The sequence below is a fragment of the Rhizobium sp. WCS2018Hpa-16 genome (genome assembly GCF_031843705.1).
Classification (GTDB): Bacteria; Pseudomonadota; Alphaproteobacteria; order Rhizobiales; family Rhizobiaceae; genus Agrobacterium; species Agrobacterium tumefaciens_C.
In genome coordinates, this window is record NZ_JAVTIX010000001.1 from 229420 (window position 1) to 254627 (window position 25208).

Annotated in this window: 20 protein-coding genes; 8 read left to right on the forward strand and 12 right to left on the reverse strand. The window is 57.2% G+C overall.

Going from position 1 to position 25208, the window contains the following annotated elements:
* Positions 1–183 precede the first annotated feature (183 nt).
* The 9 genes from RQI55_RS01200 to RQI55_RS01240 form a co-directional block, all read right to left on the reverse strand.
* Positions 184–1320, reverse strand: a complete 1137-nt coding sequence (locus tag RQI55_RS01200) for an alpha-hydroxy acid oxidase (RefSeq protein WP_311272324.1) — start codon at positions 1318–1320, stop codon at positions 184–186.
* A 185-nt stretch (positions 1321–1505) separates the two neighbouring features.
* Positions 1506–3464, reverse strand: a complete 1959-nt coding sequence (locus RQI55_RS01205) for a methyl-accepting chemotaxis protein (protein WP_311272323.1) — start codon at positions 3462–3464, stop codon at positions 1506–1508.
* Between the two features lie 226 nt (positions 3465–3690).
* A complete protein-coding gene (gene guaD, locus RQI55_RS01210) occupies positions 3691–5007 on the reverse strand; it encodes a guanine deaminase (RefSeq protein ID WP_311272322.1) in 1317 nt (438 codons plus the stop codon).
* Positions 5004–6251 (reverse strand): urate hydroxylase PuuD, encoded by a 1248-nt coding sequence (gene puuD / locus RQI55_RS01215; protein WP_243255246.1) that lies wholly within the window; start codon positions 6249–6251, stop codon positions 5004–5006. Before puuD ends, guaD begins: the two co-directional genes overlap by 4 nt.
* Before the next feature lie 115 nt (positions 6252–6366).
* Positions 6367–7260 carry a LysR substrate-binding domain-containing protein gene (locus RQI55_RS01220; protein WP_243255247.1) on the reverse strand — a complete coding sequence of 298 codons (894 nt, stop codon included), beginning with the start codon at positions 7258–7260 and terminating at the stop codon, positions 6367–6369.
* Positions 7261–7484: 224 nt separating this feature from the next.
* A complete protein-coding gene (xdhC, locus tag RQI55_RS01225) occupies positions 7485–8342 on the reverse strand; it encodes a xanthine dehydrogenase accessory protein XdhC (RefSeq protein ID WP_243255248.1) in 858 nt (285 codons plus the stop codon).
* A 15-nt stretch (positions 8343–8357) separates the two neighbouring features.
* Positions 8358–10697 carry a xanthine dehydrogenase molybdopterin binding subunit gene (xdhB, locus tag RQI55_RS01230; RefSeq protein WP_311276905.1) on the reverse strand — a complete coding sequence of 780 codons (2340 nt, stop codon included), beginning with the start codon at positions 10695–10697 and terminating at the stop codon, positions 8358–8360.
* Positions 10698–10702: 5 nt separating this feature from the next.
* A complete protein-coding gene (gene xdhA, locus RQI55_RS01235; RefSeq protein ID WP_243255250.1) occupies positions 10703–12172 on the reverse strand; it encodes a xanthine dehydrogenase small subunit in 1470 nt (489 codons plus the stop codon).
* 23 nt (positions 12173–12195) lie between these two features.
* Positions 12196–12972 (reverse strand): 3-hydroxybutyrate dehydrogenase, encoded by a 777-nt coding sequence (locus tag RQI55_RS01240; RefSeq protein ID WP_243255251.1) that lies wholly within the window; start codon positions 12970–12972, stop codon positions 12196–12198.
* 157 nt (positions 12973–13129) lie between these two features.
* Between RQI55_RS01240 and glpK the strand changes: the two genes are divergently transcribed.
* The 4 genes from glpK (at position 13130) to sbmA (ending at position 18035) form a co-directional block, all read left to right on the forward strand.
* Positions 13130–14623, forward strand: a complete 1494-nt coding sequence (gene glpK, locus RQI55_RS01245) for a glycerol kinase GlpK (protein WP_243255252.1) — start codon at positions 13130–13132, stop codon at positions 14621–14623.
* A gap of 116 nt (positions 14624–14739) precedes the next feature.
* Complete coding sequence (locus RQI55_RS01250) at positions 14740–15801, forward strand: LLM class flavin-dependent oxidoreductase (RefSeq protein WP_243255254.1); 1062 nt, start codon at positions 14740–14742, stop codon at positions 15799–15801.
* Between the two features lie 17 nt (positions 15802–15818).
* On the forward strand, positions 15819–16571 hold the full coding sequence (gene map, locus RQI55_RS01255) for a type I methionyl aminopeptidase (protein WP_243255256.1): 753 nt from the start codon (positions 15819–15821) through the stop codon (positions 16569–16571).
* 186 nt (positions 16572–16757) lie between these two features.
* On the forward strand, positions 16758–18035 hold the full coding sequence (sbmA, locus tag RQI55_RS01260; protein ID WP_243255258.1) for a peptide antibiotic transporter SbmA: 1278 nt from the start codon (positions 16758–16760) through the stop codon (positions 18033–18035).
* Between the two features lie 54 nt (positions 18036–18089).
* On the opposite strand, the gene RQI55_RS01265 is transcribed toward sbmA, so the two are convergent.
* The gene (locus tag RQI55_RS01265; RefSeq protein WP_243255260.1) at positions 18090–19073 is read right to left on the reverse strand and encodes a polysaccharide deacetylase family protein; all 984 of its coding nucleotides are present in this window, start codon (positions 19071–19073) and stop codon (positions 18090–18092) included.
* 195 nt (positions 19074–19268) lie between these two features.
* On the opposite strand from RQI55_RS01265, the gene RQI55_RS01270 reads away from it, so the two are divergent.
* From RQI55_RS01270 to RQI55_RS01285, 4 genes are all read left to right on the forward strand, one after another.
* A complete protein-coding gene (locus RQI55_RS01270) occupies positions 19269–19853 on the forward strand; it encodes an NnrU family protein (RefSeq protein WP_311272320.1) in 585 nt (194 codons plus the stop codon).
* 156 nt (positions 19854–20009) lie between these two features.
* Entirely contained in the window at positions 20010–20681 is a 672-nt protein-coding gene (locus RQI55_RS01275) for a tetratricopeptide repeat protein (protein WP_311272319.1), read from the forward strand.
* Between the two features lie 33 nt (positions 20682–20714).
* Positions 20715–22151: a ribosome biogenesis GTPase Der gene (gene der / locus RQI55_RS01280; RefSeq protein ID WP_192064242.1), complete on the forward strand. Its 1437-nt coding sequence runs from the start codon at positions 20715–20717 to the stop codon at positions 22149–22151.
* A gap of 100 nt (positions 22152–22251) precedes the next feature.
* The gene (locus RQI55_RS01285) at positions 22252–22860 is read left to right on the forward strand and encodes a DUF2026 family protein (RefSeq protein ID WP_311272318.1); all 609 of its coding nucleotides are present in this window, start codon (positions 22252–22254) and stop codon (positions 22858–22860) included.
* A 147-nt stretch (positions 22861–23007) separates the two neighbouring features.
* Here RQI55_RS01285 and RQI55_RS01290 read toward each other — a convergent pair whose 3' ends face one another.
* Entirely contained in the window at positions 23008–24096 is a 1089-nt protein-coding gene (locus tag RQI55_RS01290) for a bifunctional monoglucosyl/glucuronosyl diacylglycerol synthase (RefSeq protein WP_311272317.1), read from the reverse strand.
* 96 nt (positions 24097–24192) lie between these two features.
* Positions 24193–25110, reverse strand: a complete 918-nt coding sequence (locus tag RQI55_RS01295; protein WP_042617364.1) for a sugar kinase — start codon at positions 25108–25110, stop codon at positions 24193–24195.
* Positions 25111–25208 lie beyond the last annotated feature (98 nt).

Genomic DNA, 25208 nt, shown 5'->3' on the forward strand with positions numbered 1-25208 from the left:
CATGCGGGCGGTCGTGCCTCTGACGAGACGGAGCGTGGGCTGTTCTAGTCTGGAAGGCAGCCGTGGATGTTAAACGTCCCGGCCATTTTTCTGGGTAAATTGAAGAAAGTGCCTCACGGGATCGTGACGACCGCGGTCGCCTCGAAACTGCCTGCGCTCTCTTTTGAGAGCGCAGGCTTGGCCTCAACGAACGAGAATGCTGCGATCCACATCGGTCAGCAGGCGCTTGCCGCACAGCGCCATGGTCACATCCATTTCCTTGCGGATGATTTCCAGAGCGGTGGTTACGCCCTGCTTGCCTGCTGCGCCCAGGCCATAGAGGAAAGGGCGGCCGATATAGGTGCCCTTGGCGCCGATGGCGATGGCCTTCAGCACGTCCTGACCGGAGCGAATGCCGCCATCCATATGGACTTCGATCCTGTCACCAACGGCATCGACAATCCTCGGCAGGATCTCGATGGAAGACAGCGCGCCATCCAGCTGCCGACCGCCATGGTTGGAAACGATGATGGCATCGGCTCCCGTATCGGCTGCGGCGCGGGCGTCTTCCTCATCCAGAATACCCTTGAGGATCAGCTTGCCGCCCCAGCGCTCCTTGATCCATTCGACATCTTTCCAGGACAGGCGCGGGTCGAACTGTTCCGCTGTCCAGGAAGATAGCGATGACAGATCGGCAACATTCTTGGCATGGCCGACAATGTTGCCGAAGGTGCGGCGTTGTGTGCGGGCCATGTCGAGGCACCATTGCGGGCGCGTTGCCATTTGCCAGATGTGTTTTGGCGTGAATTTCGGCGGAGCAGACAGTCCGTTGCGCAGATCCTTGTGGCGCTGGCCGAGGATTTGCAGGTCTAGTGTCAGGACCAGCGCCGAGCATTTGGCGGCGTTGGCGCGGTCGATGAGGTTGTTGACGAAATCACGGTCCCGCATCACGTAAAGCTGGAACCAGAAGGGGCGGGAGGTGACAGAGGCCACGTCTTCGATGGAGCAGATGCTCATGGTCGACAATGTGAAGGGAACACCGAACTCCTCGGCTGCCTTGGCGGCCAGCATTTCTCCGTCAGCGTGCTGCATGCCGGTCAGGCCGGTGGGGGAGAGCGCCACCGGCATGGAAACCTTTTCGCCGATCATTTCGGTTGCCAGCGACCGGTTGGTCATATCCACGAGCACACGCTGGCGAAGCTTGATCTTGGCGAAATCATCTTCATTGGCGCGGTAGGTGCTTTCGGTCCATGCGCCACTGTCCGCATAATCAAAGAACATCTTCGGCACGCGGCGTTGAGCCTGTTTCTTCAAGTCAGAAATCGTCAGTGCTTTGCTCATGGATGAAGCCTTCAAATTTGAATGTCTTCTTCACCTACCATGAGCGCGGGATTTGTAACATTGAAAATGTTGGCCTGTGGTCTGCGACGCGCAGCAAAAAATGCGGAGGACAAAACCGCATCACAGGTAAAAGCTCATAAAAAAAGGGCGGCACAAGCCGCCCGATTTTCGGTCTATCGTTGCTTTCAGAATTCTTCCCAGCTGCTTTGAACTGCGGCAGCCGATGCGCCGCCGCCGAAAGCGCCTGCGATCTTGCGGCCAAGGGCGCGGGCAGGGGATGGCGCGGGTTTGGACGCGGTTGACGCTGCTCTGACCGGTGCGGCCTGTATCGGTGCCGCACGGGCTGCGCCATCTGAGGCGCCGAGGTTGAAGCGCTGCAGCAACTGGTTGAGGGATGCTGCTTCCTTGGCAAGGCTATGGCTGGCCGCAGTCGATTGCTCGACCATGGCAGCATTCTGCTGCGTGCCCTGATCCATGGTATTGACGGCGGTGTTGATCTCCTGAAGTCCAACAGACTGTTCACGCGAGGATTCAACAATCGCCGTGATGTGACGGTTGATTTCCTGCACTTCGCCAACGATGACTTCCAGAGCGCGACCGGTTTCACCGACCAGATGCACGCCAGAGCGAACGTGTTCGCCAGAGGTGGTGATCAGTGCCTTGATTTCTTTCGCGGCCTTTGCAGAGCGCTGGGCCAGTTCACGCACTTCCTGTGCAACAACAGCAAAGCCCTTGCCCGCTTCGCCCGCACGTGCGGCTTCGACACCGGCATTGAGCGCGAGAAGGTTGGTCTGGAACGCGATTTCATCAATGACGCTGATGATGTTGGTGATTTCACCCGAAGAGTGCTCAATCTCGTTCATTGCAGTCACAGCCTGACGAACGACATCGCCGGATTTTTCCGCACCTGCACGCGCCTTGGCCACGAGACGGCCGACTTCTTCGGCGCGGTTGCTGCTATCTTTCACCGTTGTGGTGATCTCTTCCAGCGCCGCTGCCGTTTCTTCGACAGAGGCCGCCTGCTGTTCTGTGCGTTTGGACAGATCGTTGGCAGCAGAGCGGATTTCATTGGCACCTGCATCGATCCCGCGGGCGTTCTGTCCCACAGCACGCAAAGCGTCATTCAGGTTGCCGACGGAATCGTTGAAGTTGGCGCGCAGCGTATCGAGATGGGCCACGAATGGCGTGTTGATGCGATAGCCAACATCACCGGCGGCCAGACGTCCGAGACCCCGGGCCAATTCATCAACGGCAAACTGGGTATCAGCTGCGTCCTGCTCTTTCTGGGCTTCGCGCTCCAGGCGTTCTTTCTCGGAAAGGCTGCGGCTTGCTTTGGCTTCATCTTCCAGACGCGTGCGCTCCAGCGCATTTTCGCGGAAGATGGACACTGCCTTTGCCATCAGTCCAACTTCGTCGTTGCGGTCCTGTCCATCCACAGGGGCAGCGGTTTCACCCTGTGCAAGGGTCGTCATGCGTTCACGCAGCGCGGCAATGGGTGTTGTAATTCCCTTGGCGGCAACAATAAGCGCGGCAAGAATTCCAAATGCGAATACGCTGCCGACGACAGTGAGGCCCATCAGAATGGCGGAGTTCGTCGCGTCGGTCAGACCGTCACTTTCTTCTGCTACCGATTCTACGATCTTATCCAGAGCGCTTGCATTGTCTTTGGTCAGGGGAATAATCAGGGCGTCAGCCTTGGCCAAAACCGCGGCAGCTTCGGTGTTGCGGTCTTGCTGACCCAACAGAACGGCCTGATCGGTGAGGATGGTAACTTCCTTCGCTCTGGATATCAGCGCATCGATGGCTGCCGTTTCTTCGGGAAGGTTGTCTTTCGCCCCCTGAAGGCGCTTGAACATCGCCGTCTTGCTTTCATTATAAAGGGTAACCGCCGCCTGCAGACGCGGATCCTCTTTGTTATATGAAAGTGTTTGGTAGGCAGAGTAAGCGGCGGCAACCAGATTTCTGTTGGCGCGAGCCAGTTCAACAGTGGACGTATTATCCTTGGAGATGAACTCGCTGTAAGCGTCGTCTGCTGCTTTGAACTGGACTGAAATATATGCAGTGCCGCCCATTCCTACGATGCAGAGCGGGACAATTAAAGATAGGATTTTGGTGCGAATACTCGCATTTTTTAAAAAAGACATCTTCCCTCGCGATTGGGTAATGGGTGCGAAAACGGTGCATCTGAGCGGCAGCGTGGGAGTCGCTTCGTTTCAAAGCAGAATGTTTTCGTGAAATGACGCTGCATGACAGGAGGGGATGCCGTCATGGCGACCGTGGGCATTACTGTCACTTCCACGATTAGAAAGTTACAGTTTACACAAACTTAATTTTGAATTGCGTGTTTTAGTAGTGCTAGTTCTCGCAGGATTATTTAAGCTCAATAAAGCTTTTGGTTGCGACGCCGGCTAAATATGTTTCGCTGACGGTTCTGTCGTCCCCCATGGTCAGCATCAGGAACAATTCTTCCGTCAGGCTTTTGACCACTTCCATTTTAAGCGCCATGGCGGGCGTGGATGACGCGTTGAGAACGGTTATATCCGCATCGGTGCCAAACTCCAGAGTGCCGATGCGATCAACCATCGACAGGGCCTCGGCATTGCCGCGGGTCATCATATACCAGCTTTCGAGCGGATTGAGGCGCTCACCCAGAAGCTGTTGAATCTTGTAAGCCTCGTCCATGGTGCGCAACATGGAATAGCTGGAGCCGCCGCCAATATCGGTGGCAATCGCGATGCGCACGGGCTTTTCGCGCCGCTGCAACTTTCTCATCGGGAACAGGCCGGAGCCGATGAACAGGTTTGAGGTTGGGCAGTGCACGGCGACCGCGCCTGTCTCTGACAAGACATCCGCTTCCCGATCCGACAGGTGAATGGCGTGGCCGAGCAGGGTCTTGTTGCCCATCAAACCGTAACGCACGTAAATATCCGTGTAGTCGATGGCCTCAGGGTAAAGTTCGCAGGTATATTTGATCTCGTCCAGATTTTCCGACAAATGCGTCTGGATGAAGAGATCAGGAAACTCCTGCGCCAGTGCCTGCGCTGCTTCCATCTGCTTTGGTGTGGATGTGATGGCAAAGCGTGGTGTGATGGCGACGTGGTTGCGGCCTTTGCCGTGCCAGTCCGCAATCACCTGGCGTGTCTCATCATAGCCCTGTTCAGGCGTATCGAGCAGACCCTGCGGGGCATTGCGGTCCATCATGACCTTGCCGCCCACCATCAGCATGTTGCGCTTCATGGCCTCGGCAAAGAATGCATCGGCGGAGGTTTTGTGGACAGAGCAATAGGCAACCGCCGTGGTGGTGCCGTGGCGGATCAGCTCATCGTAAAAATGCGTGGCGATGCGTTGCGCATGCGCGCTTTCCACAAAACGGCATTCTTCCGGGAAGGTGTAGGTGTTCAGCCATTCCAGCAGATTTGCCGCATAGGAGCCAATGACCTGCATTTGCGGAAAGTGCACATGCATGTCGATGAGGCCCGGCACGATGAGGTGAGGGCGATGATCCTTCTCGAGGACACCTTCAGGGGCCTGTGCGCGGATGTCTGCATAGTCTCCGATAGCGCTGATCTTGCCGTCTTTAATCAACAGGCCGCCATCTTCGATATAGAGATAGCTGGCCGTATCATCGATGGAAAGCGGTGCGCGATTGAAGCTGAAAAGACGTCCGCGCAGCAGGAGCATGCTCATTGTGTTTTTCCTTGAGACACGGCGCTTTCATACCAGGCGGTCAGCACCTTGCGTTCTTGCGGCGTTATCGCCGTGATGTTGCCGGGGGGCATGGCATGGCTGCGGCCTGCCTGTAAATAGATTTCCCGCGCATGGGCTGCAATCTGTGCATCCGTTTCCAGTTTCACCCCCTTCGGTGGGAAGGGAACGCCCTCCCAGACGGGCTCTGCCGCATGGCACATGGAACAGCGGCCCTGCACCACATCGCGTGCGGATGCAAAATGCATATCGCTGGCGAAAAGTTGCTGGGTGGGGGAAAGCATTGCGGCTTTTTCTTCCTGCTCGCCGGTCAGTATCTTCGGCACGGTGGACAGCCACATGATGACGATGAAGATCAGCAGCGTGACCAGCCACGTCCATGTTGGCCGACCCTTGCGTGCATGGGTGGTGTTGAACCAATGACGGATCGTCACGCCCATCAGGAACACGAGCGCGGCGATGATCCAGTTGAACTGCGTGGCAAATGCCAGAGGATAATGGTTCGACAACATGAAGAAAATGACGGGCAGCGTCAGGTAGTTGTTGTGCAGCGAGCGCTGCTTGGCAATGCGGCCATATTTCGGGTCTGGCGTGCGTCCTGCGATGAGGTCTGCGACGACGATCTTCTGGTTAGGAATGATAATCATGAAGACGTTGGCCGACATGATGGTGGCGGTAAACGCGCCCAGATGCAGGAAGGCGGCACGGCCGGTAAAGACCTGCGTATAGCCCCATGCCATGCCCACCAGCGCAATATAGAGCACGACCATCAGGCCCCAGGTGTTGTTGCCAAGCGGAGATTTGCAGAGGAAATCATAAAACAGCCAGCCGACGGCCAGCGATGCGAGCGAAAGACAGATGGCCTGAAACTGCGTGAGTTCCAGCACCGAATGGTCGATGAGAAACAGATCTGCGCCGCCGTAGTAGACGATGCACAGCATCGCAAAGCCGGAAAGCCATGTGGCATAGCTCTCCCATTTGAACCAGGTGAGATGTTCCGGCATCTGCGCAGGCGCCACCAGATATTTCTGGATATGATAGAAGCCACCGCCATGGACCTGCCACTCTTCGCCATAGGCGCCGACAGGCAGATGCGCGCGCTTGACCAGTCCCAGATCGAGCGCGATGAAATAAAAGGATGAGCCAATCCAGGCAATGGCGGTAATCACGTGCAGCCAGCGGACGGCAAAAGCCATCCATTCCCACGCAATGGCGTATTCGTACATTCTGTTCCCCTGACGTTGCACCGCACTGTGCGAGAAAATCCCACGTTAGAAAAGAGGGAACCGTTGTCTCGCCGCCCGTTGTCCGTCTGTTTTTTGATGAGTGATGGCTTGATGCTTACTTGGCCTGTGGGACAAGACTGAAAATCCAATCACAGAACAAGGCGATCTTGCGCGATCGGCTGCGGTTTTCCGGATAAACCAGCCAATAGTTCGCGGCGTCATAGCTTAAAATATCGAAAGGCTGGATCAATCGCCCCAAGGCGATCTCGTCTGTATAGAATTCAGGCGTGAGAATGGCGACGCCCTGTCCGGCAATGGCCGCTGCCGCTTCGAAAGTCTGTGCGCCCATGCGGCTGCCCGTTCGCTGTAAAAACGAGGGGTCGTCTATGCCTGCGGCCTTGAACCAGAGCGTCCACCACGGGTCGGTTGGATCGATGATGCGAAGCTTCAGCAGGTCTTCAGGGGTCTTTACGCCTCCGATACTATCTGCCAGCGAGGGGCTGAGCATGGGGCTAAAGCCCCCACGCATCAGCAAATGCGACTTCAATCCTGGCCAATTGCCTGAGCCAGCGCGGATTGCGAGATCGACATTCAGCCCGCTAAAGTCCACGAAGTCCTGAGAGGTTTCGAGCCTGACGGCAAGATCGGGATTTTCGATCTGGAACGAGACAAGGTGGCGAGAAAGCCAGCGCGCCGCAAATGTCGGCGTCGTATGAATGAACAGCGTGCCTCCAGTGCTTTGCTTGAGGTCGGAGACCGCCTCCACAAGAGTCGTCAAACCATCTGTCACGCGCGGTGCTAGCCGCTTTCCGTTTTCCGTCAATCGAAGCTGACGGGGCTTGCGCTCAAAAAGTGCGGAGCCGACGAAATCCTCCAGCAGCTTGATCTGATAGCTGACCGCCGTCTGCGTCATGCCCAACTCCTCGCCAGCTTTGGTGAAGCTGAGATGTCGGGCGGCGCTGTCGAAAACGCGCAACGCGTTCAACGGAAAATTGCGGGACAGCTTCATAGATAAGTTCTCTTTATCCATAAGGTCTGAAGTTTCATTGGTTATTCCATAAAAACAGGAGCATTAGTCTCTCATAGCATCAAAAGAGCTCAGGAGAAATACAATGCGTACAGCCGCTTTCAGCGTCTGGCCACGGCTATTGGCGCGCCTATGGATTGGGATGAGATTTCCGCGTTACGTGACAATCCCCCAGGATTGCCCGGAAGAAGAATTACCGGATCATCTCAAGCGAGATCTTGGGCTTTTGGATGGAAGGGAAGGGGTTGGTCCGGGGCGACGGCGGCAGAGCGATGCAATGCGTGAAGCACTTGCGCTACCACCAAGGCCGCTATGACGGCGGGGCGTTTGTCTTTGACTGCCTCTCCACCAATTGGCAGAACCAGCCGCTCCAGTGTGGACCTCGGCGCACCCTCACGCTCCAGCCAGTGCGCAAATGTTGCCCGCTTGGTTTTCGAGCCAATCATGCCGACATAGGCAAGGTCGTTACGAGCGAGTGCTTCCTTCGCAATCAGGAAATCGAGCGCATGGTCATGGGTCACGATGATGGCCGCGCCGCCTGCCGGAATATTCTTCACGAAGCCTTCTGGCATGGCTGTCAGCTTCGATGAAACGGTGACGGGCAAGCCTTCCAACTCGTCAGCGCGTGTTTCGATCACAGTCACGGATAGTGGAAGCAGCGATAGCGCTTGTGCCAATGCCTTGCCCACATGGCCCGCGCCGAAAATCACGACAGCGGGGCGCGACTGATCATCCTGCGCCAGCCGGGCTTTTACGGCGTCCGCGATCTGCTCTGAAACCGGCGTAAACCGAAGCAGGGTGCGCCCGCCGCAGCACTGGCCGATTTCGGGGCCCAGCGGAATGTCCATGCTATCGAGCACTGTCTTGCCAGCCAGCATCGCCCGGGCGTGGTCAATCGCCATATATTCGAACTGCCCACCACCAATCGTCTGCCAGATCAGATCTTTTGAAACCAGCATGAAGGTGCCGGCCTCGCGCGGGGCCGAGCCTTTGATAGACTCGATCTCGATGAGAATGCTGGGGTTTTCGCCGTCCAGAAAGAAGGAGATGGGGGTATCAGCCATGGGCGCGGGCTCCGGTCAAACCTTCCTCAGCCGTTCCACCGCCATCAGCACCCTCTCTGGCGTTGCGGGTGCATCCAGCCGCGGGCAGACCTTGTAATCGGCAACGCTTGCGACCGCCATGGACAGGGCTTCCAGAACCGAGATCGCCAGCATGAAGGGTGGCTCGCCCACGGCCTTGGAGCGGCCAATGGTCGGCTCCACATTCTGCGACCATTCCGCCAGCTTGATGTCGAAAATCTTCGGACGGTCGGAGGCAAGGGGGATCTTGTAGGTCGAGGGCGCGTGGGTACGCAGCCGTCCCTTGTCATCCCACCACAATTCTTCCGTTGTTAGCCAGCCCATGCCCTGCACGAATGCGCCTTCCACCTGACCGATATCTATGGCCGGGTTGAGGGATTTTCCGACATCGTGAAGAATATCGGTTCGCTCCATCATATATTCGCCGGTCAGTGTATCGATGGAGACTTCGCAGCAGGAGGCGCCATAGGAGAAATAATAGAACGGCTTGCCTCTGCCCGCCGCCCGGTCCCAGTGAATTTTCGGGGTCTTGTAAAAACCCGCAGCGGACAGTTGAACGCGGGCGAAATAAGCCTGTTTGATAAAGTCGTTAAAGGCGATTTCTTCCGTTCCGACTCTGACACGATTGGGCAGAAACGCGACCTCGTCTTGACCAACCTTCCATTTCTCCATCGCAAACTGAACAAGGCGCTCCTTGATCTGGCGTGCCGCATCATAGGCTGCCATGCCGTTGAGGTCGGTGCCTGACGAGGCGGCGGTCGCGGAGGTGTTGGGCACCTTGCCAGTGGTTGTTGCGGTGATCTTGACGCGTTCGATATCCACCTGAAACGCATCGGCAACCACCTGAGCCACCTTGGTGTAAAGCCCCTGGCCCATTTCCGTGCCGCCATGGTTCAGGTGAATGGAGCCGTCATTATAGACGTGGATTAGCGCGCCAGCCTGATTGAAGGCGGTCATGGTGAAGGAAATGCCGAACTTGACCGGCGTCAGGGCGATGCCCTTGCGGATGACAGGGCTGGTCTTGTTGAATTCGATGATCGCATTTCGCCGTGCCTGATAATCGCTCGACGTTTCCAGCTCTTCCACGATGCGGGCAATGATGTTGTCTTCGACCTCCTGATGGTAGGGCGTGGTGGTACGGCCCGAGCCGGTCTGGCCGTAGAAATTCAGCTTGCGGACCTCCAGCGGGTCCTTGCCGACAGCATAGGCGATTTCCTCGATGAAGCGTTCTGCGCCCAGCATGCCCTGTGGCCCGCCAAAACCTCGAAACGCGGTGTTGGAAACGGTGTGCGTTTTCAGTGGCTTGGATTGAAGTTTTACATGAGGATAGAAATAGCTTGAATCCGCGTGGAAAAGCGGGCGGTCGGTGACCGCGCCTGACAGGTCCGAGGAGAAACCGCAGCGTGCCGCATAGGTCGCATCAACCGCATGGATACGGCCTTCGTCATCGAAGCCTAGCTCATAATCGACTCTGAAATCATGGCGCTTGCCCGTTGCCACCATGTCCTCGTCTCGATCAGGGCGGATTTTTACGGCGCGGTTCAGTTTCTTGGCTGCAATGGCACAAAGGGCCGCGAACTGGTTGCCCTGCGTTTCCTTGCCGCCAAAGCCACCGCCCATGCGCCGCACCTGCACGGTCACAGCATGGGAGGGCACTTGCATTATATGGCTGACGATGTGCTGTATTTCGCTGGGGTGCTGGGTGGAACTCCACACCGTGACCTCATCATCCTCACCGGGAACCGCCATGGCAATATGGCCTTCCAGATAAAAATGTTCCTGCCCGCCGATGCGCATGGTGCCAGTCAGGCGGCGGGGTGCGACGTCCATTTCGACCTCGGCATCGCCGCGTTGAAGCACCATGCCGGGCGTCACCAGTGGCTCGCCGTTTTCCATCGCGCTGTCGATATCGCTCCAGTGAGGAAGGTCATTGTAGGTGATTTTCGCCTTGCGGGCGGCCTTGCGCGCAATGTCGCGCGTCTCCGCGAAGACGGCAAAGATTGGCTGGCCGTGAAATTGCACGAGCTTTTCCGCCAGCAAGGGCTCATCGTGACGCCCGCCGGAGGAAACGTCGTTTTCGCCCGGAACATCTTTTCCGGTCATCACCCAGAGAACGCCGGGGGTTGCTTCAACCTGCGACAAATCCATGGAGACGATTTCCGCATGGGCTCGATCTGCCATGCCCAGCGCGCCGTGGATCAGACCAGCGGGTTCGGGAATATCGTCGATATATTCAGCACTTCCGGTGACATGCTTGTGTGCTGAATCATGGCGAATAGATCCGTGAAGTTCGCCGTTTACTGCTGTTTTCTTGCGCTCGAATGTGTTGGTATCCATGGCCTTCACGCCTCCGCCAGCGCAAAGCGCTGCAACTCTTGGGCCTCACCTGTGGTTTCCAGGAAAAAGCGGGTCAGCAGGTTTTTCGCGGTCAGCAGCCGGTATTCTGCCGTGGCGCGCCAGTCGGTCAGCGGCTGAAAATCTGCTTCGATCACATCCCGAACCGCTTGAATGGTTTCAATGTTCCAGGCTTTGCCCTTGAGTGCGCCCTCAAGTGCCACGGCGCGCTTGGGCGTTGCCGCCATTCCGCCAAAGGCAATGCGTATGTCTTCCACGACGCCTTCGGCATCCAGCTTCAGATGATAGGCGGCACAGAGTGCTGAAATATCCTCATCGCGGCGTTTGGAAATCTTGTAGATCGCGCAATGGGTAGCGGCTGAAGGTATCGGCACGAAAAGCTTTTCCACGAACTCGCCGGGCAGGCGGTCCTGCTTGCCGTAGTCGATGAAATAGTTTTCGAGCGGCATTGTCCGGCTGCCGGTTGATGAGCGCAGCGTCAGCGCGGTCCCAAGTGCGATCAGCGCTGGCGGTGTGTCGCCGATGGGTGAGCCATTGGCAATGTTGCCGCCAATCGTTCCCATGTTGCGAACCTGCTGGCCACCGATGCGGTCAATCAGACGGCCAAGCGAGGGAATATGCTTTGCCAAGTGTGCGAAGGCATGGGCGTAAGTCACGCCAGCGCCTATCGAAATGCCACCATCTCTTACCGAAATGGACTGAAGTTCGCTCAAGTGATTGATGAAGATGACGGAGGTCAGCGTCCGCATCTGCTTGGTCACCCACAGGCCGACATCGGTGGAGCCAGCCACGATGGTGGCCTTGGGCTCAGCCGCATAGGCGGAAGCGAATTCGGAAATGTTCGACGGTATGATCGTGCGACAGTCGTCTTTGGTGATGATGATCGTTTCAGTCTGCTGGATCGCCCAGAGGCGCGACATGATGCTGGAGCGGTCCCGCTCGATCGGGTCGAAAAGGGTGCTGGGTCTGGCAGCTGTCACGCTTTCAGCGGCGCGAATGATCGGCTCGTAGCCGGTGCAGCGACAGAGGTTGCCCTGCAACGCCTTTTCGATATCGGCGCGAGATGGCTTGTTGCTGGTGAGCCAGAGGCCGTAAAGCGACATGACGAATCCGGGTGTGCAAAAGCCGCATTGGGAGCCATGATAGTCCACCATGGCCTGTTGCACCGGGTGCAGCACGCCATTCTTGCCCGCCAGATGCTCTATGGTGACGATATGCGCGCCATGCAGCGACCCGATGAAGCGGATACAGGCATTGACGGTCTCGTAGCGCAGCGAGCCATCCAGAAGACGACCGACAAGAACGGTGCAAGCGCCGCAATCGCCTTCGGCGCAGCCCTCTTTTGTCCCGGTCAGTCTTTTTTGCAGCCTCAGATAATCGAGCAGCGTTTCGGTCGGGCCGAAGTCCCTGATCGAAACGGTCTCGTTGTTGAGGATGAAGCTGATTGCGTCTTTCATGCCGTGCCTTCGTCTGCGTATGATTATTGTGCGGTCCAGCCGCCATCGATAGAAATATGCGTGCCTGTGATCTGTTTTGCGGCATCGCTGGCCAGGAAGATGGCAGTTGCGGCCACATCCTCAACCTTCACAAATTCTTTCGTCGCCTGCAGTCTCAGCAGAACGTCGTTCTTGACCTCATCCTCGCTGATGCCGCGTGCTTTGGCCGTATCGGGTATCTGCTTTTCCACCAGCGATGTCAGCACATAGCCCGGACATATGGCGTTGACGGTAATGCCGGTTTCGGCAAGTTCCAGCGCTGCGGATTTCGTCAGTCCGATGATACCATGTTTTGCCGCCACATAGGCAGATTTATAGGGCGAGGCAACGAGGCCATGGGCTGAGGCGATGTTGATGATGCGGCCTTTCCCGGCGGCTTTCATGAGCGGGATAGCGGCGCGCATGGTGTGAAACGCGCTGGTCAGGTTGATGGCGATGATCTGGTCCCATTTTTCCGGAGGAAAATCTTCCACCGGTGCCACGTGCTGCACACCCGCATTGTTGACCAGAATATCGACTGAGCCGAGCTTGTCATGGGCGGTTTTCACCAGATCGGCAATTTCATCGGGCTTTGTCATATCCGCCGGGTGGTAGAGAACGCGGGTGCCGCTTTCTGCTTCCATCAGCAGGCGGGTATCTTCGATCTCGCTCTCAACGCCGAAGCCATTCAGCATCACGTTGCAGCCATCATTGGCAAAAGCTTGTGCTATGGCTAGACCAATGCCGCTGGTTGAGCCTGTCACGATTACGGTTCGGTGCATGGCGTTTCCCTTTGCCCAACGTTGCAACGCTCGCTGGCAGGTTATGCTTAAAGCAGGGGAACTGGCAATCATATTTGACATGTGATGCGCATGCCGTGGCTTGACATTGTGAGCCGCGCATATTGTCTTGCGCCAAACTTTATTCCGGGAGGCATGCATGGGCGGTTATATTCTCGCCATCGACCAAGGCACGACATCGACACGCGCCATCGTTTTTGATGGTTCGATGCGGGTGGCAGGGACGGGGCAAAAAGAGTTCCGGCAGATTTTCCCTGATTCCGGATGGGTGGAGCATGATCCGGAAGAGATCTGGGAAAGTGTCGTCTGGTCGATCAAGCAGGCTTTGGAAAAGGCCGGAGTGAAGGCGTCTGACATCGCCGCCATCGGCATTACCAACCAGCGCGAAACCACGCTTTTGTGGGAGCGTGACACCGGCAAGCCGCTGCACAATGCCATTGTCTGGCAGGACCGGCGCACCGCCAAGCTGTGCGAAAAGCTGAAGAAGGACGGGCACGAGAAGGTGTTCGCCAAGAAGACCGGCCTGCTGCTCGATCCGTATTTTTCTGGCACAAAACTGTCCTGGCTGCTTTCGAAGGTCAAGGGTGCGCGCAAGCGCGCCGAGAAGGGCGAGCTGTGCTTCGGCACGGTCGATACATTCCTTATCTGGCGGCTGACCGGCGGCAAGTCCTTCGTGACGGATGCCACCAATGCGTCTCGCACGCTGATGTTCAACATCGAAAAGAACGCCTGGGACAAGCAGCTTCTCGAAATTCTTGATGTGCCAGCGTCTGTTCTGCCTGAGGTTCTGGATTGCGCCGCCGAATTTGGCGTGGCGGATGCCGAACTTTTTGGTGCGCCTATCCCTATTCTCGGTGTGGCGGGTGACCAGCATGCAGCCGTGATCGGGCAGGCCTGCTTTGAGCCGGGCATGCTCAAATCCACCTATGGCACCGGCTGCTTTGCACTTTTAAACACCGGCAAAGACATGGTTCGCTCCAAGAACCGGCTGCTGACAACCATTGCCTACCGTCTGGATGGCAAGACCACCTATGCGCTGGAAGGGTCCATCTTCGTCGCCGGTGCTGCCGTTCAATGGCTGCGCGATGGGATGAAGGTCATCGGTTCCGCATCCGAAACCGGTGCTCTTGCCGAGAAGGCAGACCCATCGCAGGACGTTTATCTGGTGCCTGCCTTCGTTGGTCTTGGCGCGCCCTGGTGGGATGCGGATGCGCGTGGCGCCATGTTTGGGCTGACGCGCGGCACCGGTCCGGCAGAGTTTGCGCGCGCTGCATTGGAAGCCGTCTGCTACCAGACCGGAGATCTGCTGGATGCCATGCACAAGGACTGGAAGAACGCCAATGGCGACACCGTGCTGCGTGTCGATGGCGGCATGGTAGCCTCTGACTGGACGATGCAGCGCCTGTCCGACCTCATCGATGCACCGGTTGACCGCCCTGTGATCCTTGAAACGACAGCCCTTGGTGCCGCCTGGCTTGCGGGCAGCAAGGCGGGTGTCTGGCCGGATATGAAGGCGTTTTCTGAAGCCTGGTCTCGCGACAACAGGTTCGAGCCGCAAATGGATGACGAGACCCGCGAGCGCAAGATCAAGGGGTGGCGAAATGCCGTGCGGCGCACCCTGAGTTCAGTCTAGAACCGAAGCGCCGCCGTCTGGCCTATCGAATCTCTCGATAGGTCCTTTCGGCTTTTTGGGTTTGCCTCGCTCTCATTCTATCCCTATCTCTCAAGAAACATCATTGAGGGTTAGACATGGAATTGGGTCTCTATACATTTGCGGATGTCGATCCGAACGCGCCTGGCGGCAAGGGTGCCGAGGGTGCGCGCAGGCTGAAAGACCTTCTGGAAGAAATCGAGCTTGCCGATCAGGTGGGGCTGGATGTGTTTGGTCTGGGCGAACATCACCGCCCGGATTATGCGGTTTCATCGCCATCAACAGTGTTGGCTGCAGCAGCCGTGAAAACCAAGAACATCCGGCTGACGAGCGCTGTTTCCGTGCTGAGCTCGGATGATCCGATCCGGGTGTTCCAGCAATTTGCAACGGTGGATCTCCTGTCCAATGGCCGTGCCGAAATCATGGCGGGCCGCGGCTCCTTCATCGAGTCCTATCCGCTGTTTGGATATAATCTTGAAGACTACGACGAATTGTTCAGCGAAAAATTGGATTTGCTTCTGACGCTTCGCGAGAAGGAAATCGTGACGTGGTCCGGCTCCAAGCATCCGCCCATCAACGGACGCGGAGTTTATCCGCGCCCCTTCCAGGACCATCTGCCGATATGGATTGCCGTCGGTGGCACTCCGCAGTCCGTGGCACGGGCAGGGGCCATGGGCTTGCCTGTGGCGCTGGCGATTATTGGCGGCGAATACCGCCGCTACGCGCCGCTATTTGATCTTTACCGCGAGGCAGCACGCCGCGCCGGGCAGGAGCCAGCGAAGCAGAAAACCAGCATCAATGTGCATGGTTTTATTGCCGATACGACCGAAAAGGCCGCCGACCAGTTCTACGGGCCGCAGGCCGAGGTCATGAACCGCATTGGGCGTGAACGCGGCTGGGGACCGACCAACCGTGCGCATTATGACGTGGCGCGCGGTCCTGAGGGCAATCTGTTCCTCGGTGACCCCGAGCTGGTCGCGGAAAAGATCATCAAGGCACATAGTGTCTTCAAGAACGATCGTTTTCTGCTGCAAATGGCCATTGGCCTCATGCCGCATGACCAGATCATGCGCGGTATCGAGCTTTACGGCACCAAAGTCGCCCCGATTGTGAGAAAAGAATTGACTGGCAGGAGCGATAGCGCGAAAGCCACGGCCTGAAAAACAACGGGACGACAATGGTTATTTCCTCCGAAGAAGAACTGGCGAAGCTGAAAGAGATCGGCCGCATCTGCGGGTTTGCGATGCAGACCATGGCCGATGCGATGGAGCCGGGCATGACGACGCTGGAAATGGATGCCATCGGTCGCAAGGTGCTGGAAGACAATGGCGCGCAATCTGCCCCGGAATTCTGCTATCAGTTTCCGGGTGCGACCTGCATCAGCGTCAATGAAGAAGTGGCGCACGGCATTCCCGGCCCCCGCATCATCAAGGCGGGCGATCTCGTCAATATCGATGTGTCGGCGGTGAAAGATGGCTTCTTCGGAGATACCGGCGCGTCCTTTGCCGTTCCGCCTCTCAAGAAAGAGATCGAGCGGCTGTGCCGGGATGGCAAGCGCGCCATGTGGACCGGTTTGCAGCAGATCAAGTCAGGCCGTCCGCTGGCCGATATCGGCAATGCCATCGGCGCCTTCGCCAAGAAAAACCGCTACACGCTGATCACCAATCTCGCCAGCCACGGCATTGGCCGCTCCCTGCACGAAGAGCCGACCGAGCTTGCCACATGGCCGGACAAGGATGAAACCCGCATCATGACCGAAGGCATGGTGTTTACGGTCGAGCCCTTCCTGTCCATGGGTGCCTATTGGGCCGAAGATGGCGATGACGATCCATGGACGCTGTTCAGCGACCCTAGCGCACCAACGGTCCAATTTGAGCATACCGTCGTCGCAACCAAGAATGGTCCATTGATCCTAACGCTTGCAGAGTAATGCCAGGTGGCTGCACGCATGCCTTGTTTAAGGGTTTCCTCATCTCCGGCTGCGGCAGCGCGCATCTACCTTACATCTTCGTAAGTTAGCGTTTGTTGCATTGCTGCACACGGATTTCTGCCCTAGTTTCCCGCAAAACTGCTTCGCCAATAATGGCTGACCTCAAAGCTCGCGAGAGTTCAAAACGTGTTTCATTCCTTCTTCCCAAAACCCAAACTGTTTTTCACGTCTGCCGTCGTCTGGTCGCTTCTTATGATCGGGCTTTGGTACGCTGGTGCAAGAGGGTGGGGCAATGCAATTGGGCTGCCCGACCTGCCTGCGGGCCAGCCGCCTGCTACCGGCGTTTCCGTTTTCTGGTCGACCCCATTTCTGTGGTTCTATCTCTATTATACAGCGGCCGTCGCACTGTTTGCGGCGTTCTGGTTCATCTACAGCCCGCACAGATGGCAGAACTGGTCAATTCTGGGCTCGGCGCTGATTATTTTCGCGACCTATTTCTCGGTACAGGTCAGCGTGGCAATGAACGCGTGGTACGGTCCCTATTACGACCTCGTCCAGCAGGCTCTGGCCAAGACGGCGCCTGTTACGGCAGAGCAGCTCTATATGGGGCTTGTCGGCGTTACTGGTATTCTGTTCTTCGCCATCACAGTTGGCGTGCTCAATCTGTTTTTCGTCAGCCATTATATCTTCCGTTGGCGCACCGCGATGAACGAATTTTATATGGCCAACTGGGATCGCCTGCGCCACATTGAAGGCGCTTCGCAGCGTGTTCAGGAAGACACGATGCGTTTCTCCAGCACCGTCGAGGGTTTGGGCGTCGGTCTGGTGCGAGCGATCATGACGCTGATCGCATTTCTGCCCGTTCTCTTCACCTTCTCCGAGACAATCACGGAACTGCCGATCATCGGTGAGATTCCGCATGCGTTGGTGTGGGCCGCAATTGTTTGGTCACTGTTCGGCACTGGCTTCCTCGCTCTCGTCGGCATCAAGCTTCCCGGTCTTGAGTTCCGCAATCAGCGCGTTGAAGCGGCGTACAGAAAAGAACTTGTTTATGGCGAGGACCATGAAGACCGCGCCCGCCCTGCTACCGTGGCGGAGCTCTTTTCGAATGTGCGGAAAAACTATTTCCGTCTTTATTTCCACTATCTGTACTTCAACGTCGCTCGTATCTTCTATCTTCAGGCCGATAATCTCTACAGCCTTATCGTGCTCATTCCATCGATTGCGGCTGGGAAGATCACGCTGGGTGTGTTCACGCAGATCGGTAACGTCTTCGATCAGGTGCGTGGGTCGTTCCAGTATCTCATCAATTCCTGGACAACGATCGTTGAGCTTCTTTCCATCTATAAGCGCTTGAAGGCCTTCGAAGCTGCAATCGACGATAAGCCGCTGCCGGAGATCGATCAGCGTTACCTCAAGCGTGAAGCTGAGGATGGCGAGTTGGCTGCGAACAAGCCGACCTGACACAGAAAAGGGTGGCCATGTGCCACCCTTTTTCATTTCAAACCCATGCGGTTTTCAGCCCTGCGATTTCTGCGCCCGCCGTGCCTCGATCATCGGCATGGCCTGCGCGTAAGTCACGCAGGCGACATCCTGCCTGTTGCAGACCTCACGCAGCAGGCGCTCCAACGCATTCCAGTAGGCGCCGCCATTCATCTTTACAAAGTGAAAGCCGAGTTGGAGCGGCACGCGCTCGCCATCATATTGTCTGTCGAAGGCGGCGCGGAAGGCCTGATAGGCGCGTTCCTCGAATTCAGCTGACTTTTCTCTGTTTTCGATGGCCATGGAATGGCGCACGAACAGATTGTAGTCCATGGCGATGATGGGCCGGTTGCTGGGGCCTTCGGGAATGAGCGGCAGACCGAAATGCTGGATGCCGTTTTTCATGGTCGGCCATGCCGGGCCTTTGGTAATGCTGGTGGCATCATAGACGAAGCCGTGTTTCTTCTGGGCGGCGGTGAGTGCATCGCTTTGCGATAGATAGGGCGCGCGGAAGCCATTGATGCCGTGAACGAAATCCCGCCAGCCCTGCGGCTCCACATCCTTCTTGCCAATCATCTGCCACGCATTTTCCATGGTGCTGGTAAAGTTGGTGAATTCGGCATCCCACTGTTCTTCACTCCAGTTGCCACCATCAAAATGGCCACAGGTGTGGTTGGCAATTTCGTGGCCTTCCTGCCTGGCTGACCAGATATTCTGAAGGCGTGCCTCGACCTCTTCAACCGACTGGCCGAAGCCGACATTGGAGCGGCCAGCTTTCATGCCCGGTCCCTGATAGCTCTTGGCGCTCGTCTTGCGGTCCATAACCAAGGTGCAGGCGAGGAAATAAGTGAAATGCGCGCCCACCTCTTTTGCGGTTGCGCGGCTTCGCTCCCACAGCGAGTTATCGCCTGCGCCATCGAAGGAAACCAGGAGCAATTGTTTTGGCTTTTCCACCGTCTGTGCGCTGACGGGCGCGGCAAAGGCGACTGATAAGGAAAGAAGAGCAATAGAACGTAACATTATGACCACATCTGCAAAAGGTGGTGCTTCATGACCATGCAATAAGGCGAAGCTTTGATTTGTCTGCAAATTTCGTTAAATCGCGGCCGTTCGCGGGGCAAGGCAAAATCAGCAGCAGATTAAGGCTGGCGCTTTCGCAGCATTGTTTTAAGCATAGGCTCATACGCTTTGCGCGACATATTCAAAGGGCTCTCCATGCTATTGCTTGTTATCTCTCTCATCGTTCTTCTGGGCACGCATTCGGTTCGGATATTCGCGCCGGGCTTTCGCAATAAAATGATCGCGCAGATGGGTGAGGGACCATGGAAAGGCGCCTATTCCGTCGTTTCCATTCTGGCCGTCGCCTTCGTCGCCTATGCCTTCGGGCAGGCACGTCAGGTTACCGGCATTCTCTATTCCCCACCCATCTGGACCAGCCATATCGCGCTGACCCTGATGCTGTTTTCGATGATCTGTCTTGCCGCCAGCCTCCTTCCGGCTGGCCATATCGCAACGAAGATGAAGCATCCGCTGGTTCTGGCGGTCAAGATCTGGGCGCTGGCGCATCTTCTTGCCAATGGAGAGACGTCTTCCGTCTTGCTCTTTGTGGCAATTCTCGCCTGGGGCGTGGTGGTGCGAATTTCGCTGAAACGTCGCGCAAGGGCAGGCGAGGTGGTTACCCGCCCGTTCGTCTCTGCACACTATGACATCCTCGCCGTTGTGCTGGGCATTGTGCTGTGGGCTGCTTTCATCTGGAAGCTGCACGAATGGTTGATCGGCGTTCAACCGCTCGCGATGTAAGAAAAACGAGTTTTCCCCTTACATATAAGGGAAAATAGGCTAGAAGGCCGAGCAATGACCGTGGTTGGCTTTTTGCGCTGGCCTCGGCCAAGGGCTTTGGCATGTCCGCAGACCAGATGAACGGTGACGGATCCGGTGCGGGTAATGGAGAATTCGATGGCAAACGAGAATGATACATTCGTCCGCGAAGTAAACGAGCAGATCCGCGCTGAGCAGATGAGCAATTTCTGGGGACGCTATGGCATTGTTGTCGTGGTTGCCGCCGTGCTCGTGGTTGCCGGGGCCGCCGGAACTGGCATTTATGAATACTGGAACAGCAACCGCGCATCGGCTTCTGGCGATCAGTTTGCCAGCGCGTTGAAGCTTGCCGCCGATGGCAAGAATGACGAGGCGCTGAAGGCTCTGGCCGATCTGGAAACGGCCGGTCACGGTTCTTATCCGGTTCTGGCAAAGTTCCGCTCTGCCACGCTTCTGGCCCAGAAGGGCGATGTACCCGGCGCAATCACGGCCTTTACAGCTATTGGCAACGATACATCCGCGCCACAGGTGTTCCGTGATACGGCCAAGGTTCGCGCCGCGTGGCTGCTGGTGGATACCGGCAGTTACGAACAGGTTTCCGCGCAGGCGGAAGTGCTGGCCAGCGAAGGCCAGGCCATGCGCAATTCCGCACGCGAGGCGCTTGGCCTTGCGGCTTACAAGGCTGGCGATTTCGTGAAGGCCAAGCAGTGGTTTGAGCAGATCATGTCTGATGCCCAGGCCCCGCGCAACGTAACGAGCCGCGCACGTATCATGCTCGATAATATTGCCGCATCCGGCAAGGCAGCGTAAGTTCGCGCCATAGTTTCAAGTTAGGGTTTCCCCATGAGTTTCACCGTCGCCATCGTAGGGCGTCCCAATGTCGGCAAGTCCACACTGTTCAACCGTCTGGTTGGCAAAAAACTCGCGCTTGTGGATGATACGCCGGGCGTGACCCGCGACCGCCGCCCCGGCGATGCGAAGCTCATCGACCTGCGCTTCACCATCATCGATACCGCCGGTCTGGAGCAATCCGGTCCTGAAACACTTCAGGGCCGTATGTGGGCGCAGACGGAGGAGGCCATGGAAGAGGCTGACCTGACGCTGTTTGTCGTGGACGCCAAGTTCGGCCTCACACCTGCTGACCAGACGCTGGCGGAAATGCTGCGTCGCCGAGGCAAGCCTGTGGTTCTGGTTGCCAACAAGTCTGAAGCACGCGGCTCCGATGGCGGCTTTTACGATGCCTACACGCTGGGTCTCGGTGAGCCATGCCCCATTTCTGCCGAGCACGGGCAGGGCATGATCGACCTGCGCGATGCCATCGTCGCGGCCATTGGTGAAGACGTAGCGTTTCCGAAGGACGATTTCGACGAGGCTGAGACGGATGTCGTGCTGCACCGCGGCGAATTTGGCGAGGACGAGGACGACGAGGAAGAAGAGCCCGTTTACGATGAGACCAAGCCGCTGCGCGTGGCAATCATCGGTCGTCCCAATGCTGGCAAATCCACCCTCATCAATCGTTATCTCGGCGAAGACCGCCTTCTGACAGGACCTGAAGCGGGCATTACCCGTGACAGTATTTCGGTTGAGTGGGATTGGCGCGGCCGCACCATCAAGATGTTCGATACCGCAGGCATGCGCCGCAAGGCACGTGTTACCGAGAAGCTGGAAAAGCTTTCAGTAGCGGATTCGCTGCGCTCGATCCGCTTTGCGGAAACCGTGGTCATCGTGTTTGATTCCACCATTCCTTTCGAGAAGCAGGATTTGCAGCTCGTCGATCTGGTCATCCGCGAAGGCCGTGCCGCTGTGCTGGCTTTTAACAAGTGGGATCTAGTCGAAGACCCCCAGGCGTTTCTGGCAGACCTGCGCGAAAAAACCGAACGCCTGCTGCCGCAGGCACGCGGCATTCGCGCTGTTCCCATGTCCGGCCAGTCTGGCTATGGCCTTGACCGGTTGATGCAGAACATCATTGATACCGACAAGATCTGGAACCGCCGCATCTCCACCGCCAAGCTGAACAAATGGCTTGATGCGCAGGTGACCCAGCATCCGCCACCGGCAGTTTCAGGCCGTCGTCTGCGTCTCAAATACATGACGCAGGTTAAGGCCCGCCCACCGGCCTTCATGATTTCCTGCACACGCCCGGAAGCCATTCCGGAGTCCTATACCCGCTACCTCGTCAACAACCTGCGCAAGGATTTTGACATGCCCGGCGTGCCGATCCGGGTGCACTACCGTGGTTCGGACAACCCGTTCGAAAGCAAGGCGAAGAAGAAGCGCTGATTGGCGCACGCCACCCTCGACGTCATCCTCGGCCTCGTGCCGAGGATCTAATCGCGTTGATCAGTGCCCTATCGAATCGTGGAATTTCAGGTAAAAACCCATGCTGATCAAGCAGACCGACTATCACCGCATCTATCGCGTCATCAACAGCCTGCTGGTCAACGAGAACGCTGATCCGGCAACTGCTTCGATGTATTTCAGCACCTTCGGTGCCTTCATTCTGGAGCATCATTACAAGGTCAAAGCCAAGCCCAAGGGTGGGCTTGCGGCCTATAATCTCGATGGCAAGATGATCCTGTTTGCCGACCACCGCGAAGACGGCCACGTGACCGGCGCGGGGGAGAATTTTCACTGCTGGGTCGAGGCAGATGGCTGGGCGATCGATTTCATGGCGCCAGCTTTTGCCGAGGCCGCGCAGGGGCTTTCTGTGCCATCGAAAATGTTTCAGCGTCCATTGTCCGACATGGCAGCGTCGATCAACGACCTCTCGCAGTCAGGCGATTTCTATTACAAATCCGAGCCGGAAGCGACCGCCCGTCGCTTTGCAGATTGGCGCAAGCACGCCATGATCGGGGACCTTGCATCGGTTGCCGCAGGCTGGTTTCGCAAGTCGCCCAGGCAGATGCAGTCATCCATTTCCGTTGTCGATCAAACCGAAAAATCCACGACCATTCCTCTGGTCGGTCATGCCCTTCAGGGCGCGTGGTAAGGCTTTATCGGGGAATTAAAAAGGACGGCCAGCGTGATCTCGCGGCAGCCGCCTGACGTCAATCAGCAGCCCGACCCCGCTCTAAAGATAGCGGCGGTCGCGTCCCGATGCGTCTTGTGACAGCCTTGCCCGGCTTCGTCCACATGTCTATCGGGAAAAAGCGTCGAATTTCAGCATATTTCTGCTGCGGGCCGCAGTTCTTGGTCCAAATTCAGGTAGTCCGCTGCTCGCCGCCGAGGTGACGTTGTCGAGAAACTGGCTCGATGCCTTTTCCCAGGAATAGGTTCGCGATAGAGCAAGTGCAGCTTCACTGGAACAATCCAGCGCATCCATGCAGGCGGTGCGCAAATCCGTGCTCAACGCACCAGCGCGGGGATGGTCGCCGAGAATATCGAGGGGGCCAGTGACTGGAAATGCTGCGACCGGCACCCCGCTAGCAAGTGCTTCTAAAATCGTATTGCCAAATGTGTCTGTCTTGGACGGAAAGACGAAAACATCTGCCTGAGCATAGGCGTCGGCAAGGTCCTTGCCGGTTTTAACGCCGGTAAACAGAACGTCCGGGTATTTTTGCTGGAGCTCAGCGCGTGCCGGGCCATCGCCCACCACGACCTTTGAGCCTGGCAGATCGAGAGAGAGAAATTCAGGTAGGTTCTTTTCCACGGATACGCGACCAACGGTCATGAAGATGGGGCGTGGCAGATCAAACGGTTGGGCCTGTTTTTCGCGGGGAAAGAACTGGGCGGCATCGATTCCACGGCTCCAGCGTTTCAGGTTCTTCACGCCCTTGGCAGTCAATTCGGTTTCAAGGCTTGGTGTGGCCACCATGCAGGCGCTGCCGCCATTGTGGAACCAGCGCACGAAGGCATAGAGCCAGCTTTCCGGTACTGGAAAGCGTGCGGCCACATATTCCGGGAAGCGTGTGTGGTAGCTGGTGGAGAAGCGCATGTTGTGTTTCAGGCACCAGCGGCGTGCCATGAAGCCCAGCGGGCCTTCGGTTGCTATGTGGACGTAGGACGGCTGGCTTTTTGCGATTTCTTTCGAAACACGACCATAGCTGGCGACGGAAAGGCGGATTTCCGGGTAGGTCGGGCAGGGAACGGAATGGAAGTTCTGCGGTGTGACCATGCAGACTTCGACGCCCATGCGCTCAAGTTCAACATTTGTGTTTTCAATGGAGCGCACGACGCCATTGACTTGCGGATGCCACGCATCAGTGACGATGGTTATTCTGGTCATGATATGCCGACCTCCGCGCTGAGGAATCCCGAAAAGATGTCGGGCTCCCACGAGTGTATGGGACAGGCATGTTACAGCTTCATGTCAGGGAGCCGATCAGTCCTTCGGCAGCAGGCCCGGGTCGATCAGCGCACCGTGGTGACCGATGACGGTGGCGGCGGCTTTGGCCGCGAAAGCGGCGGCAGCTTCCGGTGTGCTGCCCGCGACCAGCCTGGACAAGAACGCGCCGTTGAAACTATCGCCTGCGCTGGTCGTATCCACCACCTTTGCTGACTGGACCGCTGGTGCATGGCAGCGTGTCCCTGCGAAATCCAGCGTTGCGCCATTGGCGCCATCCTTGACGACAATGTTCGTCACGCCCAGCGCGCTATAGCGGTGAATTGTAGCTTCAACATCCGCATCGCCGAAATGTGCAGCTTCGTCATCGAAGCTCGGCATGACCAGTGTCGCAGCGCGTGCGCCATCGGTAATGGTGCTCAGCATGGTCTTTCGGTCGGCCCAAAGGCGGGGGCGTATGTTGGGGTCGAAGACCACCTGTTTTCCCGACGCTTTGGCGCGCCGCATTTCTGCGAGAAATGTGTCAACGGCAACCGGCGTGCTGAGAATGGCAAGCGTTATACCGGAGAAATAGACCATATCGGCAGCCTCAATCGTGCCGCGCAGGTGGTCGGCATCCGCTGCCAGCTGGCGGGCGGCTGATGTGCTGCGCCAATAGCTGAATGTGCGCTCGCCATCCTTCAGGTTGATGAGATAAAGGCCGGGCGTACCGCCTTTGAGACGAGAAATATTGGCGGTTTCTATGCCTGCCGCCTTGATGAAGCCGAGCATTTCTTCCGAAAGAGGATCGTCACCGAGGGCCGTGAAATAATCGACAGTCCAGTCTGCTGGCATGCAGGCGCGGGCGTACCAGGCGGTGTTCAGCGTATCGCCGGCAAAGCCTTTGCGCAGCAATCCGTCGCCTGCCTGAGAAAGCTCGACCATGCATTCGCCGATAGAAAGAAACCGTCCGCCCATGCAATTGCCTCCCTTGAATGGATGTCCCGCATTACGATGCTTGCCGCAGGCTGGCAAGGGCAAGTCATCATATGAGTGACTTGTTCGCTGAAACTGAT